The organism is Plantactinospora sp. KBS50, from assembly GCF_002285795.1.
Lineage (GTDB): Bacteria > Actinomycetota > Actinomycetes > Mycobacteriales > Micromonosporaceae > KBS50.
Map to the genome: position 1 here is coordinate 5,898,031 of NZ_CP022961.1, position 14,159 is coordinate 5,912,189.

At 71.8% G+C, this 14,159-nt stretch carries 14 protein-coding genes; 9 read left to right on the forward strand and 5 right to left on the reverse strand.

Going from position 1 to position 14,159, the window contains the following annotated elements; all coding sequences use genetic code 11:
* Window positions 1-3: 3 nt before the first annotated feature.
* From CIK06_RS25470 to CIK06_RS25490, 5 genes are all read right to left on the reverse strand, one after another.
* Window positions 4-507, reverse strand: coding sequence for a biotin/lipoyl-containing protein (locus CIK06_RS25470; protein WP_232533859.1), 504 nt, complete (start codon window positions 505-507; stop codon window positions 4-6).
* Complete coding sequence (gene accD / locus CIK06_RS25475; RefSeq protein ID WP_095566929.1) at window positions 504-2,225, reverse strand: acetyl-CoA carboxylase, carboxyltransferase subunit beta; 1,722 nt, start codon at window positions 2,223-2,225, stop codon at window positions 504-506. Before accD ends, CIK06_RS25470 begins: the two co-directional genes overlap by 4 nt.
* Entirely contained in the window at window positions 2,222-2,560 is a 339-nt protein-coding gene (locus CIK06_RS25480) for a TcmI family type II polyketide cyclase (RefSeq protein ID WP_095568133.1), read from the reverse strand. Before CIK06_RS25480 ends, accD begins: the two co-directional genes overlap by 4 nt.
* Window positions 2,561-2,956: 396 nt before the next feature.
* Window positions 2,957-3,622, reverse strand: a complete 666-nt coding sequence (locus tag CIK06_RS25485; RefSeq protein ID WP_095566930.1) for a response regulator transcription factor — start codon at window positions 3,620-3,622, stop codon at window positions 2,957-2,959.
* Window positions 3,585-4,352 carry a sensor histidine kinase gene (locus CIK06_RS25490; protein ID WP_157756936.1) on the reverse strand — a complete coding sequence of 256 codons (768 nt, stop codon included), beginning with the start codon at window positions 4,350-4,352 and terminating at the stop codon, window positions 3,585-3,587. The genes CIK06_RS25485 and CIK06_RS25490 overlap by 38 nt, the downstream gene beginning before the upstream one ends.
* 559 nt (window positions 4,353-4,911) lie before the next feature.
* On the opposite strand from CIK06_RS25490, the gene CIK06_RS25495 reads away from it, so the two are divergent.
* The 9 genes from CIK06_RS25495 to CIK06_RS25530 all read left to right on the forward strand — a co-directional run bounded on the left by CIK06_RS25495 (window position 4,912) and on the right by CIK06_RS25530 (window position 14,137).
* Window positions 4,912-5,904, forward strand: coding sequence for a thiamine pyrophosphate-dependent dehydrogenase E1 component subunit alpha (locus tag CIK06_RS25495; RefSeq protein WP_095566932.1), 993 nt, complete (start codon window positions 4,912-4,914; stop codon window positions 5,902-5,904).
* 9 nt (window positions 5,905-5,913) lie between these two features.
* On the forward strand, window positions 5,914-6,945 hold the full coding sequence (locus tag CIK06_RS25500) for an alpha-ketoacid dehydrogenase subunit beta (RefSeq protein WP_095566933.1): 1,032 nt from the start codon (window positions 5,914-5,916) through the stop codon (window positions 6,943-6,945).
* Between the two features lie 11 nt (window positions 6,946-6,956).
* Window positions 6,957-7,361, forward strand: a complete 405-nt coding sequence (locus tag CIK06_RS25505) for a nuclear transport factor 2 family protein (RefSeq protein ID WP_095568134.1) — start codon at window positions 6,957-6,959, stop codon at window positions 7,359-7,361.
* 31 nt (window positions 7,362-7,392) lie between these two features.
* Window positions 7,393-8,841 (forward strand): NAD(P)/FAD-dependent oxidoreductase, encoded by a 1,449-nt coding sequence (locus CIK06_RS25510; protein ID WP_095566934.1) that lies wholly within the window; start codon window positions 7,393-7,395, stop codon window positions 8,839-8,841.
* 142 nt (window positions 8,842-8,983) lie between these two features.
* The gene (locus CIK06_RS30315) at window positions 8,984-9,373 is read left to right on the forward strand and encodes a DUF6059 family protein (RefSeq protein ID WP_198348015.1); all 390 of its coding nucleotides are present in this window, start codon (window positions 8,984-8,986) and stop codon (window positions 9,371-9,373) included.
* A gap of 94 nt (window positions 9,374-9,467) precedes the next feature.
* Window positions 9,468-10,112 carry an ester cyclase gene (locus tag CIK06_RS32050; RefSeq protein ID WP_198348016.1) on the forward strand — a complete coding sequence of 215 codons (645 nt, stop codon included), beginning with the start codon at window positions 9,468-9,470 and terminating at the stop codon, window positions 10,110-10,112.
* Between the two features lie 1,598 nt (window positions 10,113-11,710).
* Window positions 11,711-12,346 carry a cupin domain-containing protein gene (locus CIK06_RS25520; protein WP_095566936.1) on the forward strand — a complete coding sequence of 212 codons (636 nt, stop codon included), beginning with the start codon at window positions 11,711-11,713 and terminating at the stop codon, window positions 12,344-12,346.
* Entirely contained in the window at window positions 12,327-13,316 is a 990-nt protein-coding gene (locus CIK06_RS25525; protein ID WP_198348017.1) for an ABC transporter ATP-binding protein, read from the forward strand. The genes CIK06_RS25520 and CIK06_RS25525 overlap by 20 nt, the downstream gene beginning before the upstream one ends.
* Window positions 13,313-14,137, forward strand: coding sequence for an ABC transporter permease (locus CIK06_RS25530; RefSeq protein ID WP_095566937.1), 825 nt, complete (start codon window positions 13,313-13,315; stop codon window positions 14,135-14,137). The genes CIK06_RS25525 and CIK06_RS25530 overlap by 4 nt, the downstream gene beginning before the upstream one ends.
* Window positions 14,138-14,159: the final 22 nt, after the last annotated feature.

Here is a 14,159-nt window from a genome sequence, read left to right on the forward strand (position 1 = left end):
CACCTACCGCTCCGGATCGGCGGCCGGCGCACCGTCGCCGGAGGCCAGCCGCAGGATGGGTTGGCCGAACTGGACCGGCTCGCCGTTGCCGACGAGAATCTCGGCCACGGTGCCGGCGCACTCGGCGACGATCGGGTTGAACAGCTTCATGGCCTCGACGATGCCGACCGTCTGTCCCTCCTCGACCGGGTCGCCGACCTCGATGAACGGCGCGTCGGTCGGGGCGGCGGCCCGGTAGAACGTGCCGACCATCGGGGAGCCGAGCACCGTACCGGCCACGGCCGGCGGCTCGGCGGACCCGTTCGGGACGGGCAGCAGCACCGTCTCCTCGACCCGCCCCGGGTACCCCCCGGCACGCGGCTCCTGCCACTCCACCTCGATCACGGCCGCGCCGGCCCGTACCCTGACCCGGCGCAACGGGCCGGGCAGGTCGTTCACCAGCTTCCGCGCCTGCTGCCGCAGCTCGGCGAGCGAGCCGTCCGCCGTCGGATCCTGCTCCGCGGTCACTCCCACCACCCCTTGTCCGCCGTCGGTGCCGGTGCCAGGTCGGTGGACCCGTCGGCGCCGAAGGCGCGGAACCGGCGACGACGCCGGGCCAGCAGCCCGTCCGGCTCGGTACGGTCCAGTCGGGCCAACGCGTGCCCGAGCGCGACCCGCAGTCCACTGGCCATCGCCGTCGGGTCCGCCGCGGCACCGCCCGGCGGCTCGGGCAGCACGCCGTCGACGATGCCCAGTTCGAGCAGTTCGCGGGCGGTGATCCGGAGCGCGCGGGCCGCGTCCGGGGCGCACGCCGCGTCGCCCCAGAGGATCGCCGAGCAACCCTCGGGGCTGATCACCGAATAGGTGCCGCGCTCCGCGATCAGGACCTGGTCGGCGACCGCGAGCGCGAGCGCCCCGCCGCTGCCGCCCTCCCCCGTGATCACCGTGATCACCGGGGTGGCGAGCCCGAACATCGCCAGGATGTTTCCCGCGATGGCCGCCGACTGGCCGTTCTCCTCGGCCTCCCGACCGGGGTACGCCCCCGGCGTGTCGACGACCGTCACGATCGGCAGTCCGAGCCGGGCGGCCAGTTTCATCACCCGCAGCGCCTTGCGGTACCCCTCGGGCCGCGGCATGCCGAAGTTCCTGCTGACCAGTTCCCTGGTGTGGTGGCCCTTCTGGTGACCGACCACCGCGACCGGCCGGCAGTCCAGCATCGCGAACCCGGCGACCACCGCCGGGCAGTCGGCGCTGAGCCGGTCGCCGCGCAGCTCGACGAAGCCGTCGAAGGTCTCCCGCAGGTAGTCCAGCAGGGTGGGCCGGGCGGTGTCCCGGGCCGCCGTGACGGCCTGCCACGGGTCCACGGTGTCCAGCCGGTGCGGCTCGGCGACCACCGGATCCGGCTGCGCCGGCGCCGGCGCGGCGGCGACCGCGCGGGTCGCCAGGAACAGCCGGCGCAGCCACTCGCGCAGATCCCGGCGGTGCCGTACGGCGTCGACCTGCCCGCGGGCCAGCAGGAAGTCGGCGGTCTGGAAGTCGGCCGGCAGCTTCTGCCGGATCGTCTGCTCGATCACCCGCGGACCGGCGAAGCCCATCCGCGCGCCCTGTTCCACCAGCACGATGTCGCAGTTGGTGGCGAAGGAGGCCGCCACGCCGCCGTAGGTGGGGTCGGTCACCAGGCTCACCGAGAGCAGCCCGGCCTCGCCCAGCGCGCCGAGCGCCTGGCTGACCTTGGCCATCTGCATCAGCGACAGCGCGCCCTCCTGCATCCGGGCGCCGCCCGAGGCGGTCACGATCAGCAGGGGGCAGCGGTCGGCCAGCGCGCGCTCGGCGGCCCGGGTGATGAGTTCGCCGACGGCCGTACCGAGGCTGCCGCCCATGAACCGGAAGTCCATGACGGCGAGGCAGACCGGCATGCCGCCGATCAGGGCGGCGCCGCAGACGACGGCGTCGTCCAGACCGGTCCGCCGGCGCGCCTCGGCGAGCCGTTCGGCGTACGGGCGCGCGTCGGTGAAGCCGAGCACGTCGCCGGCCAGCGCCCGTCCGCCGAGCGGCGCGAAGGTGCCCTCGTCCACCAGTTGCGCGATCCGCTCCGGCGCGGTCAGCCGGTGGTGCCGCCCGCACTCCGGGCAGACGTTCAGGTTGCGGGCCAGCTTCTTCCGGTAGACCAGCGCGCCGCAGGTCAGGCAGCGCGACCAGGGCTCGGCCGGGGCGAGGGCGGCGGGCCGGTCGTTGGTCACGGTCATTCCGCCGGTCCGTTCCGCTCCGGCTCCCAGGTGTAGAAGCGGTGCGCCTGCGCGTCCTGGGGCGAGCGCCAGGTGCGCAGGTACGGCGTGATGAACGGATCGAGTTGGGTGCTGATCCGGCCGAACTCGGGGTGTTGGCGGGCTCGCTCGATCGCCTCGGCACCCCGGTCCTCGGTCTCCAGCAGGTGGACGTACAGATCGCCCAGCCGGTACAGCGACCGATGCCGCACCCCGGCCAGCCGGGGAAGTTCGGTGGCGTCGGATCGGGCCCAGATCTCGGCGACCTCGCGCTCCGCGCTTGGATCGATCTTCGCGACGATGAGTGATCTGTGCATGGACATCCCCAACCGGGTGTGATCGGTGCCGGGCCGTGAACCCCGCCGTACGGCGGGCGGCGTCGCCGGTGCCACGGCGCCGGCCGACGGTGCCCGATCAGATTCGCCCGGAACGTTCCCACCGTCGTGAGCCGGCGGTCCCCGATCGGTGGGGAACGGGCATGGCCCGGACCAGGCGGTCGTCCCTGGCCACGGTGGCGCCGACGCGCGACGCGCAAGCACGCCGTGGCGCGCGTCGGCGCCACGGCGTGCGGCTTGGCGGACCGGTGCTCCGAGGGCGTGGCCGGACCGGAAGGTGCTGCCGTCTCTGAGGCGGTTGCCGTCTCTGAGGCGGTTGCCGTCTCTGAGGCGGTTGCCGTCTCTGAGGCGGTGACCGGATCTGGGACGGTGGCCGGGTCAGTGGCCGAGACCGGCCCGGCGAGCCCGGACGGCCGCCTCGGTCCGGTCGGCGAGACGCAGCTTCGCGAAGATCCGCGACAGGTAATTGCGAACAGTTTTCACGCTCAGCCCGAGATCGCGGGCGATCGCGGCGTTGCCCTTGCCGTCGGCGACCAGCTCCAGCACGGCTCGTTCGCGGACGGTGAGTTCGGGAAAGGGATCCTGCAGCGCCGGCGGTTTGGTCAAATGCTCGACGACCCAGTCGGAGACGCGCGAGTCGAAAATCACGCTGCCGGCCTGGACGGTGGCGATGGCCAGCTTCAATTCGTCGGCGCCGGCGCCCTTGAGCAGGAAGCCCCGGGCTCCGGACCGCATGGCCGACAGAAACGTATCCCGATCCTCCAACATGGTGACGATGATCACCGCAATGTCCCGATTGCGATGCACGATCATTTTGGTCGCCTCGACACCATTGATGCCGGGAAGGTTGACATCCATCAGTACCACGTCCGGCCGCAGGCGGTCGATCAGTGCCAGCGCCTCCGCACCGTTCGAGGCCTCGCCGACCACCCGACATGTCCCGGTTGTTTGAAGCAGACCCCGGACGCCGGATCGGTAGAGCGGATGGTCGTCAGCGATCAGTACATCAACCACACCCGGCTTCGTTTTGTGCTCGATGTCCATAGTCTGGTTCCTCCCCGTACAACCGGACCGGTAGCCCCGCCGACACCTGCATTCCCTGCGATTCGGTCGGCCCGATCGTGCACCACCCACCGCGCTCCCAGGCGCGCTGAATCATGTTGATCGTGCCGTTTCCGCACCCCACACCTCCGCCGACCAGGCCCACTCCGTCGTCGCGGACGACGACCCGCACCTCGTCCTCCACCAGCGCAACGGAGATCCAACAGTGCTCGGCACGCGAGTGCTTGAGCACATTGATGATCGCCTCATGGATGATCCAGAATGCCGCCGAGCCCACGTCGGCCGGCACGTGTTCCAGCCCCTCGTCCAGGTGGAAGTCGAGCTCCAGGCGTTCCCCGAAGGCCCGCCGCATCCGGACCAGCATCGCCCGCAACCGGGTCGCCCAGCCGCCGGACTCCGCCGGCCCCTGCGCCATGGCCTCGTCCGGGTCCCGACCGGCCGCAATGCCACGGATGTACGTCACCAGTCCGGCCGCCTCGTCGTACAGCTCCCTGATGACCCTGGCCACCTCGTCCGGACGCTGTTCGATGAGGCGCATGGCCAGCTCAAGCTGGATCTTGATTCCGGACAACGTCGAGCCGACGCGATCATGCAGGTCCCGTCTGAGATCGCGCAGCGCCCGATCGCTGCCGGACGGGGTGATGTCGTGCGCCCCCCGGCGCCGGGTCTGCTGCTCGCTCGAGCCAACCCTGGCATCGCATTCGATCCGCACCCGTCGTGCTCCTGTCTCATCAGCGACCAGCACGCAATCGACGCAACCGCGCATCGCAGCTAGCCAGACATTTAATTAACGGGATTACTCATCGACACTGGGGACTGTAACATCGGGCATCTCGGAGGGCAACCTAAAGGGGTGCATGCTTGCGCCTCAACAGTCTCGCTACACCGTTCCCCGCACCGCCGGGAATTCAGCCCGAGCACCTTGGGACGTCACCACTCACCGTTGCAATGATCATCGTCGGCTGACCCATCAGTCAGCCTATCAAGATCTCAATCAAGCCACCTGAGCTGCCGATTCACGCAGCGTTCATCTCATCTGCCGGGAAGCCGCACCAAGTGGAGGCAACGCGTCCTTCACATAGAGTCATATTCGGCCTCCTTGCCGCCGACCTGGCTCGCAGGTATGTTCTGCGATCGGCGCGGATAAATTACCGACCAGTCTCCACGGATCCCTTTCTGACGCGTCGTCACGAATGCGCGCACCACTTCTGCGGCCCGATTCACCAAAACAATTAGTGGACATGCCATTTCGCCTACCCGAGGAGCGTCGGATGACCAGTCCACCGAGCACGAAGAGTAGCCACGAGCCGTCGATCGCCGAGGTCTACCGCGTCCTGCGGACGATTCGTGAGTTCGAGGAACGGGTGCACGAAGAGTTTCCAAAGGGCGAGATCCCGGGCGCCGTGCACCTGTACGCGGGCCAGGAGGCGGTCGCCGCCGGAGTCTGCGCGCAACTGCGTCCGGACGACTACATCGCGAGCACCCACCGGGGCCACGGTCACGCGATCGCCAAGGGCTGCGACATCACGGCGATGATGCTGGAGCTCTACGGCAAGGCCGGCGGGCTGTGCGGCGGCAAGGGCGGCTCCATGCACATCGCCGACTTCGACCGCGGCATGCTCGGGGCGAACGGGGTGGCCGCCGGCGGGGTGCCGCTGGCCCTCGGCGCCGCCCTGTCGGCGAAGGTCCGCGGCAGCGGACAGGTGGCCGTCGCGTTCGTCGGGGACGGCGGGGTGAACCAGGGGGCCTTCGCCGAGAGCCTCACCCTGGCCGCGGTCTGGCGGCTGCCCGTGGTGTTCGTGGTGGAGGACAACGGCTACGCCCAGGCCACCGGAACCGCCTTCCACCTGGGCGGGATGGACGTCGCGGCCCGGGCGACCGCCCAGGGGATCCCGGCCCGGGTGGTCGACGGGTACGACGTGTTCGCGGTCCGCGCCGCCGCGGCGGACGCCGTGCGGCGGGCCCGCGACGGCCACGGGCCGGCGCTGCTGGAGTGCCGGGCGCAGCGCTTCTTCGGCCACATGGAGGGCTGGGACCAGCAGGCCTACCGCGGCGCCGGCGAGGTGGACCGGATCCGCGCCGAACACGACTGCATCCAGCTCTTCCTCGATCGGGTCACCGCGGAACAGCAGCTCGACGCGGCGCAGATCGCCGCGATCGACGCAAGCGTCCGGCAGGACGTGGAGCGGGCGGTCGCGGCGGCCCGCAGCGCACCAGATCCCGACGTCGACAGCCTGCTGACCGACGTCTACGTCAACTACTGAGGAGACGCCATGGCCAGACAGCTGACCTACCTGAAGGCGGTGGGCGAGGCGCTGGAGCAGGAGATGCGCCGGGACCCCCGGGTGCTGGTGTTCGGCGAGGACAACATCGGCGGCACCGGTTGCGAGGGACGGCTCGGCAACGCGTGGGGACCCACCCAGGGGCTGCACGAGAAGTTCCCGGATCAGGTCCTGGACACCCCGATCACCGAGGCCGCGTTCGTGGGCGCCGCCGTCGGCGCCGCCGCCACCGGGCTGCGCCCGGTCACCGACCTGCTCTTCATCGACTTCGCCGGCGTCTGCTTCGACCAGATCCTCAACCAGGCCGCGAAGCTGCGGTACATGGTGGGCGGCAAGGCCAGCGTGCCGCTGGTGCTGCGCGCCATGTGGGGCACCGGGCTGCGCCGGGGCGCCCAGCACTCCCAGGCCCTGCACTCGGTGTTCACCCACATCCCGGGGCTCAAGGTGGTGGCGCCGGCCAGCGCGGCGGACGCCAAGGGCCTGATGATCGCCGCCATCCGGGACGACGACCCGGTGGTCTTCTTCGAGCACAAGATGCTCTACTTCGTGCCCGGCGAGGTTCCGGAGGAGCCGTACGAGATCCCGCTGGGCCAGGCCCGGGTGGTCCGGCCGGGCGACGACTGCACGGTGGTGGCGGTCGGCCGGATGGTGCAGTACGCGCTGACGGCCGCCGAGGAACTTGCCAACTCGGGCCTGTCCTGCGAGGTGATCGACCCGCGCACGCTGTCGCCGTTGGACGAGGACACCATCCTCGGCTCGGTCGAGCGCACCGGCCACCTGGTCGTGGTCGACGAGTCCAACCCGCGGTGCGGCTTCGCCGCGGACATCGCCGCCCTCGCCGCCGACAGGGTCTTCGGGTCGCTGCGCGGCCCGGTCCGCACGGTCACCGCGCCGCACGCACCGCCACCGTTCAGCCCGGTCCTGGAGAACGCGTACACCCCGTCCGTCGAGCAGATCGTGTCCGCCGTCCGCAGTACCCGCCGGGAGCCGGCCCTGGCCTCGGATTCCGCCGCCCACCGATGAAGGAGTCGACCATGGTCAACATCAACGAGCACCCGAACGTCGAGCTGATGCGCAAGGTGTACGCCGCGTTCGGAGTCGGCGACGTCCAGACCGCGGGCAGCTACTGGAAGGAGGACGCCGTCCACCACTACCCCGGGAACAACCCGCTCTCCGGCGAGCATCACGGCCTGGCCGACTCGACCGCCTTCGCGCAGAAGATGTTCGAGCTGACCGACGGCAAGCTGCACATGGAGACGCGCGAGATCGGCGCCAGCGACAACCACGCCTTCGCCCTGCTGCACACCCGGTACGAACGCAAGGGGCAGGTGCTGGAGATGCCGTTCGTGAACGTGGCCCGCATCGAGGACGGCAAGATCGCCGAATTCTGGACCTATCCCAACGACGTCTACGCCGTCGACGCGTTCTGGAACCTGTGACGGCCGCGGCCTGAGGAACGGTGGTCAGATCATGAAAATCATCATCGTGGGAAGCAGCGTCGTCGGCCTCGCGACCGCGCTGGCGCTGGCCGACCAGGGACACCAGGTGGAACTCCTGGAGCGGGTCACCGGCCCGCTGCCGGACACGGTGGACGAGGCCGCGGCCTGGCAGCGCCCGACGGTCCCGCAGAGCGTGCACTCGCACGCGTTCGCGTCGCTGCTGTGCAACCTGCTGCGCGACCGCGCGCCGGACGTACACCAGGGACTGCTCGCGGCCGGCGGCCGGGAGATCAACCTGGCCGACCACGTGCCGCCCACCCTGGAGAACTTCCAGCGCCAGCCGGCGGACGACGACCTGCGGATGGTGGTCACCCGCAGGTCCACCTTCGAACTGGTGCTGCGCCAGCGCACGCTGTCCCGGCCGGGTGTCACGCTGAGCACCGGCGCCACCGTCCGCGGCCTGCTGGCCGCGGAGGACGATCCGCACCGGGTGGTCGGCGTACGCCTGGCCGACGGCAACGTGCGGCGCGCCGACATCGTGGTCGACGCGACCGGCCGGCGCTCGGCGATCGGTACCTGGCTCGCCGAGCTGGGGCTGCCCGCGCCGGCCACGGACAGCGAGAGCGCCCGGATCGTCTACTACACCCGGCACTACCGGATGCTCACGGACCGGCCGCCGGGACCGCTGAACCGGGGTTTCGGCGCCGGTGGCACCTGGGACAGCTACACCGCGGTGCTGTTCCTCGGCGACAACCGCACGTTCTCGATCTCGCTCGGCGTACTGCCGGACGACACGGAGCTGAAGCGGCTGCGCGAACCGGCGGCCTTCACCGCGGCGCTCCGCGCCACCCCGCTGCTGGCCGGCTGGGTGGCGCCGGGGAATTCGGAGCCGATCTCCCCGGTGTACGCGATGGGCGGCCTGGACAACGAGATCCGGCTTCCCGAGGTCGACGGACCGCAGGCCGCCGGGCTGTTCAGCGTCGGTGACGCGGTGTGCACCACCAACCCGGCGTACGGCCGCGGCATCTCGCTCGGGTTCGCGCACGCCTTCCAGCTCGCCGACCTGCTCGCCGAGCACCCGAAGGTGGACGAGGAGCAGAGCCGCGAGTTCGTCCGGCGTACCGGTCGGCTGATGCGACCCTGGCTGGAGGAGGCGCGGGCGAACGACCGTGCCCGGGCCGCACTCTGGGAGGCGGCCGCCGCCGGACGCCCGCCGCAGCGTCCACCGGCCGGCATCGTCACGTTCGGCCTGGCGGTCGCCGCGTCCACCCGGGACGCCGAAGTCTGGCGCCGGGTGGCGAACGTGATGATGATGCTCCGCCCGCCGGCCACGCTCTACGCCGACGACGACAGCCGGGCGCGGATCGGCAGGGCGCTGGCCGGCGGTCCGCCGCCCCAGCTGCCCGGCGCCAGCCGGCAGCAGCTGCTCGCGGCGATCGACGCGGCGGAGCGGACCACCGAGCCCGCCGCGGCCGGCTGAGCAGCCGACCTTGCCGACCTTGCCGGCCGGGCCACCCGCCGCCCACCGGCGGCGGGTGGCCCACGGCCGACCCGGGCACGACACGGGCCGGCCGGCGGGCGATCCCGGTACGGCCGGATCGGCGACGAGGAGGAGAGCCGCCATGCGACGAGCGGTACGGACAATGGTCGGAGCGCTGCGACGCGTCGGCCGTCGCCTGGCCGACCAGTTCTTCCGGCTCGCGCCGCACCTGGTGATCCTGGCGCCGTACTGGCCGCCCCCGAGCGACGGCGACGGCCGCGCCGGTACGGACGGTAGCGACGGCGACGGCCGCGCCGGTACGGACGGCGACGCGGGCAGTCGCGGCAGCGCGGGCAGTCGCGGCGGTACGCACGGTAGCGGCGGCACGAGCGGTATCGGCGGGCATGGTGCGCCGGAACCGCGCGGACCGCTGGCCGGTCCGGCGCCCGGACACCCGGAACGCGTGCCGCCGCCCGGCCGCCTGTCGGCGCGGGAGCGCCGGCTGTGGGCGGACCTCTCCGCTCCGGACTAGCGGCGTGTGGCCGCGCCAGCCAGCACATACCTCACGGAGCACCGAACACAGCCTTACCGACCTACCGAACACAGCAGACATTTGGGGGTGGCAGGTGTCCAGATCCAACCAGGAACTGGTCCGCTTCATCACGGAAGAGGGACTGAACAAGGGCGAGCTGGGCTTCACCGACAAGGTCTTCTCGCCGGACTACCAGGTACACACGGCGGGGCTGGCGCTGCCCCGCGGCCCCGAGGCGTTCCGGATGGCCGTGCAGTTCTGGAAGCGGGCCTTCCCGGACTTCACCTGCACGATCCAGCAGTTGCTCGGCGACGGGGACCACGTGACGCTGCGGTTCCGCACCACCGGCACGCACACCGGGCCGCTGATGTGGATCCCGCCGACCGGCCGCACCTTCGTGGTGCAGGGCGTGGACCTGCACCGGGTGGCGGACGGCCAGGTGCAGGAATCGTGGATCAGCGACGACTTCCCGCGCATCCTGATCGAACTCGGCATCGTCCAGGAGCCCGCACCACCGGCCGGGGCGGCACCTCCGGCCGGCGTTGCGATACCACCCGCAGGTGCCCCGATCCCCGGCGGTGCTCCCACCCCGTCCGGTGCCCCGGTCCCCGGCGGTGCTCCGCTGCCACCCGGCGGTGCTGCCATGCCACCCGACGTTCCGCTCCCGCCCGGCGGTGCTGCCATGCCACCTGACGTTCCGCTCCCGTCCGGTGCTCCGGCTCCTCCGCGGCGCCGGTGACCCGGGAAGCAGCGGTCCACGCCCGCAGCAGCCGTTCGACCGCGTCCCATCCGGCGTCCCGGTCGGCGAACCGGCCGCCGTCCCGGTCGGCGAACGGGTCGGCGTCCCGGTCGGCGTCCCGGTCGGCGTCCCGGTCCGCGTCCCGGTTGGCGAACGGGTCGGCGAACCGGTCCAGATCCGCAATACCGCCCGGGATGCTCGGTCCCGAAGGGCGGGAACCGACCGCCGCCGCCCGGCCGGTCGCTCTCACAAGTTGGAACATCGGACCGGGGCGCGGCGGATCCTCGGGGCGGCGACCGTCCGACGCGGACCATCTCCCAGCAGCCCATACGCGGTAATCCGAGGGCCGACCGAGGTCAGTCGGGGCGGGTCGAGGCCGGTCGAGGTGCCTTCTTCAACTCGCTTTGCTCTGCTGCCCTCCACGCAGCAGGCGATATTCGACGGCTCGACGATTCGACGGCTCGACCTCGACGACCCGGCCTTCGACCGGCCGACGGGCCGACGGGCCGGACGCCAAGGGCCCGCCAAGGGTTACCTGGAGGGCAGCAGAGCAGGAACGAGCGGGGCACTCCGGACGGCGTCGGGGTTGCCGGAGCGTCTTGCCGGAGTGTGCAGACTTGTTGTCGCCCCAGCGACAACAAGTCTGCACACTTCCACCAGTGGTACGCCGACCCGGGTACGCGGCGACCCAGACCCCGGCCGCCGCAGCGCTGGGTCACCTCCGCGCCGTCGACGTTGTCGCGGGCGCTTCGCTGCGAGAACAGGCTCCTCCCCCAGCCGCCCAGACCGACCCGGAGCCACCCGCCCGAGCAGGCCGCCACCTCAGCGAAGATGCTTGATCCACCCGCCAGCAAGCCCACACAGGACAGCGGAACAGGTGGCGAGCACACCAGCAGAGCCGCACAGGACAGCAGAGCAGGTGGCAGGCACACCCGCCTGCAGATCAACGCGGACACCGCGGTGGCCTCCAGCAGCACGGACAACCTCACCACCGGCGCCGGCCCAACCCGGCTCGACCCGGCCCAACCCGGCTCGACCCGACCCGACCCGGCCCGACCCGATCCGACCCGACCCGACCGCAGGAGTGTCGCGTCCAGGGCAGCAGAGCAAAGCGAGTCGCACAGACCTCTGGTCGGCGCCGCGACACGCCGGTCGGCGCGGCCTAGCTGCGACAACTGCGGGCCAACGCCGGACGCGCGCCCGGCGGACCGCGACCACCAGACGAAACGACGCGGCACCGCCGACCGGACCACGGACAGGACCACGACCAGGCAAACCGGGAGCGTGGGCAGGAGCCGGAACGGAACCGCGGGCGTGGCCGGGAGAGGACCGTGGGCAGGAGCCGGAACGGAACCGCGGGCGGGGCGGGGCGGGGCCGGGAGAAGACCGTGGGCGGGGCCGGGAGAGGACCGTGGACAGGACCGCGGATCGGGCCGCGGATCGGCGAACGAGCAGCGGACGAGCAGCGGACGAGCAGCGGACGACGGGTCCGGTACGTCGACCTGCGTAGGCCGGCGCGCTCCCATCAGCGGAACACGGTAGCCCGCTTGCGGCCCGAGGCGGACGCGACGCACGCGCGCCGTGCCTAGGCTGCGGGCATGACCGACGAGCGGCACCGGGGCAGCATCGCCACCGCGTCGGAGGCCACGGAGCCCGGCGCGCCACACCACCGTACGGTGATCGAGAACCCGCTCAGCGGTGAGCGCATCGTCATCCGTACCGGCGCGTCGGAGACCGGGGGCGAACTGTTGGCCTGGGAACTCCTGCTCGCTCCGGGCGGACGGGTGCCCAGCAGCCACGCCCACCCGGAGCAGGAGGAACGGTTCACCATTCTGGCGGGCCGGATGCGGTTCCGGGTGGGCGGCCGCAGGACGATCGCCGAGGTGGGGCGTACCGTCGTCGTCCCGCCCGGTACGGTGCACAGCTTCGCGAACGCTGGACCGGAACCCACGCACGTGCTGGTGGAGACGCGCCCGGCGCTGGACATGCAGGCGCTGCTGGAGACGGCCGCCGCGATGGCCCGGGAACAGCAGGCCGCCGCCCGCCCGTTCCCCCGGCTGCTGGACCTGATGCTGTTCATGCGCGACTTCGAACGCGAGGTCCGGGCGCCGTACCTGCCCCGGGCGCTGGTCCGGCTCGTCACCCGCACGCTGTCCGGGCTGGCGCGGCTGCGCGGCCTGGACGCCCGGTACCGGCGGCTGCGGGTGCCCGGCCGTGACGCTGTCCACCGCTGACCCCGCCGGTACCGGCGGGAGCATCGACACGTCCGGCCGGCCGCCTGCCGTGCGGGTGCGTGACCTGGTCAAGCGGTACCGCAACACCGAACACAACGCGGTGGACGGGGTGTCGTTCGAGGTGCCCGAGGGGGAGCTTTTCTGCCTGCTCGGGCCGAACGGCGCGGGCAAGACCACCATTGTGTCGATTTTGACGACGACGCTGAACGCTACCTCCGGAGAGGTCCGGGTGGCCGGCCACGACCTCACGCGGCCACACCTGGTCCGCCGCAACGTCGGGATCGTGTTTCAGGAACCATCGCTGGACATGAATCTTACGGCCGAGGAGAACATCCGGCTGCACGCCATTCTCTACGGTTTGTACCCCTGGCGTCCCTCGTGGCGACTGATGCCGGCCGACTACCGGACCCAGGTGCGCGAGCTGGGTGAGATTCTCGGGCTCGACGGCCAGCTGAGCCGGCGCGTCCGGACGCTGTCCGGCGGGACCCGCCGCAAGCTGGAGATCATCCGCGCGTTGCTGCACCGGCCCCGGGTGCTGTTCCTGGACGAGCCGACCGCCGGCCTGGATCCCCGGTCGCGGCACGACCTCTGGGCCTACCTGCGCCAGGTACGGCACCGGCACGGTACGACGGTGCTCCTGACCACCCATTACCTTGAGGAGGCCGAGGCCGCGAACACGGTCTGCGTGCTGGCCCGCGGCCGGGTGATCGAGTACGGCAGCCCGGCAGCCATCAAGGACCGGCACACCCGACCGGAGCTGGTGCTGGACGCCCGCGACCGGGCCGGGTTGCGCCGGGAGCTGCTGGCCCTCGGGTTGACGGTCGCCGACGGCGAGCCGCTGCGGGTCCGGGTCGACCCGTCCGGGGCGCAGCGCGTCGTCCGTGCACTGCGGACCGAGTTGACCCACCTGCAGATGGTCCAGCCGACCCTGGAACAGACGTACCTGCTGTTGCTGGAGCGGGCGCGGTGAGCGGGTGGCCGGTGGCGGACGCGGGTCCGCGCGGCTCGCGCGCGTACCCGCTGTGGGCGGTGTTGGCGATCGCCCAGCGGGACGTGACGAAGCTGGTGCGCGACGGTCCGCGGCTGGCGGTCAACCTGGCCTTCCCGGTCCTGTTGATCGCGGGGCTGGGCAGCGTCCTGCAGGCCACCGTGGGCGCGGTCACCGGGGTCAGCGCGACGGAGCTGGCGTTCAGCGGGGTGCTGGCGGCGACGCTGTTCCAGTCCGCCGCGGCCGGCATGATCTCGATCGCCGAGGACCGCCAGACGGACTTCTCCCGGGAGCTGTTCGTCACCCCGGCCTCCCGGCTCACCCTGGTGGTCGGGAAGATCGCCGGCGAGTCCTCGGTGGCGATCTTCCAGGGGGTCTGCGTGCTGGTCCTGGCCCTGCTGCTGGGGGTGCACGTCGGACCCGGGCAGGTGGGCCAGATGCTGCCGCCGTGCCTGGCCGCCTGCCTGCTGGGCGGGGCGTTCGGCCTGGCCACCGTGGCTCTGCTGCCCAACCAGCGGTCGGCGATGGAGATCTTCCAGTTCCTCATCATCCCGCAGTACGTGCTGGGCGGGGTGCTGGTCCCGCTGCACGGCCTGCCCGGCTACCTCGACGCGCTGTCCCGGGTGATGCCGCTGCGCTACGTGGTGGAGCTGAACCGGGCCGGCTACTACGCCGGGACGGCCGGCTACGACCGGGCGGTCACCGTGACCCCGGCGACCGCCGCGGCCGTGGTCGCGGTCCTCATCGTGCTGCTGCTGCCCCTGGGCGCCTTCTGGTACGACCGCCGGGAACGGATCCGCTGACCCTGCCCCGGGTCGGGTGCCG

Excerpts from the sequence above, each read along its gene's own strand:
- CIK06_RS25500 (WP_095566933.1), top strand. The coding sequence starts at position 5,914 with ATGGCCAGACAGCTGACCTACCTGAAGGCGGTGGGCGAGGCGCTGGAG.
- CIK06_RS25505 (WP_095568134.1), top strand. The coding sequence starts at position 6,957 with ATGGTCAACATCAACGAGCACCCGAACGTCGAGCTGATGCGCAAGGTG.
- CIK06_RS25485 (WP_095566930.1), bottom strand. The coding sequence starts at position 3,622 with ATGGACATCGAGCACAAAACGAAGCCGGGTGTGGTTGATGTACTGATC.
- CIK06_RS30315 (WP_198348015.1), top strand. The coding sequence starts at position 8,984 with ATGCGACGAGCGGTACGGACAATGGTCGGAGCGCTGCGACGCGTCGGC.
- CIK06_RS25520 (WP_095566936.1), top strand. The coding sequence starts at position 11,711 with ATGACCGACGAGCGGCACCGGGGCAGCATCGCCACCGCGTCGGAGGCC.
- CIK06_RS25480 (WP_095568133.1), bottom strand. The coding sequence starts at position 2,560 with ATGCACAGATCACTCATCGTCGCGAAGATCGATCCAAGCGCGGAGCGC.
- accD (WP_095566929.1), bottom strand. The coding sequence starts at position 2,225 with ATGACCGTGACCAACGACCGGCCCGCCGCCCTCGCCCCGGCCGAGCCC.
- CIK06_RS25495 (WP_095566932.1), top strand. The coding sequence starts at position 4,912 with ATGACCAGTCCACCGAGCACGAAGAGTAGCCACGAGCCGTCGATCGCC.
- CIK06_RS25510 (WP_095566934.1), top strand. The coding sequence starts at position 7,393 with ATGAAAATCATCATCGTGGGAAGCAGCGTCGTCGGCCTCGCGACCGCG.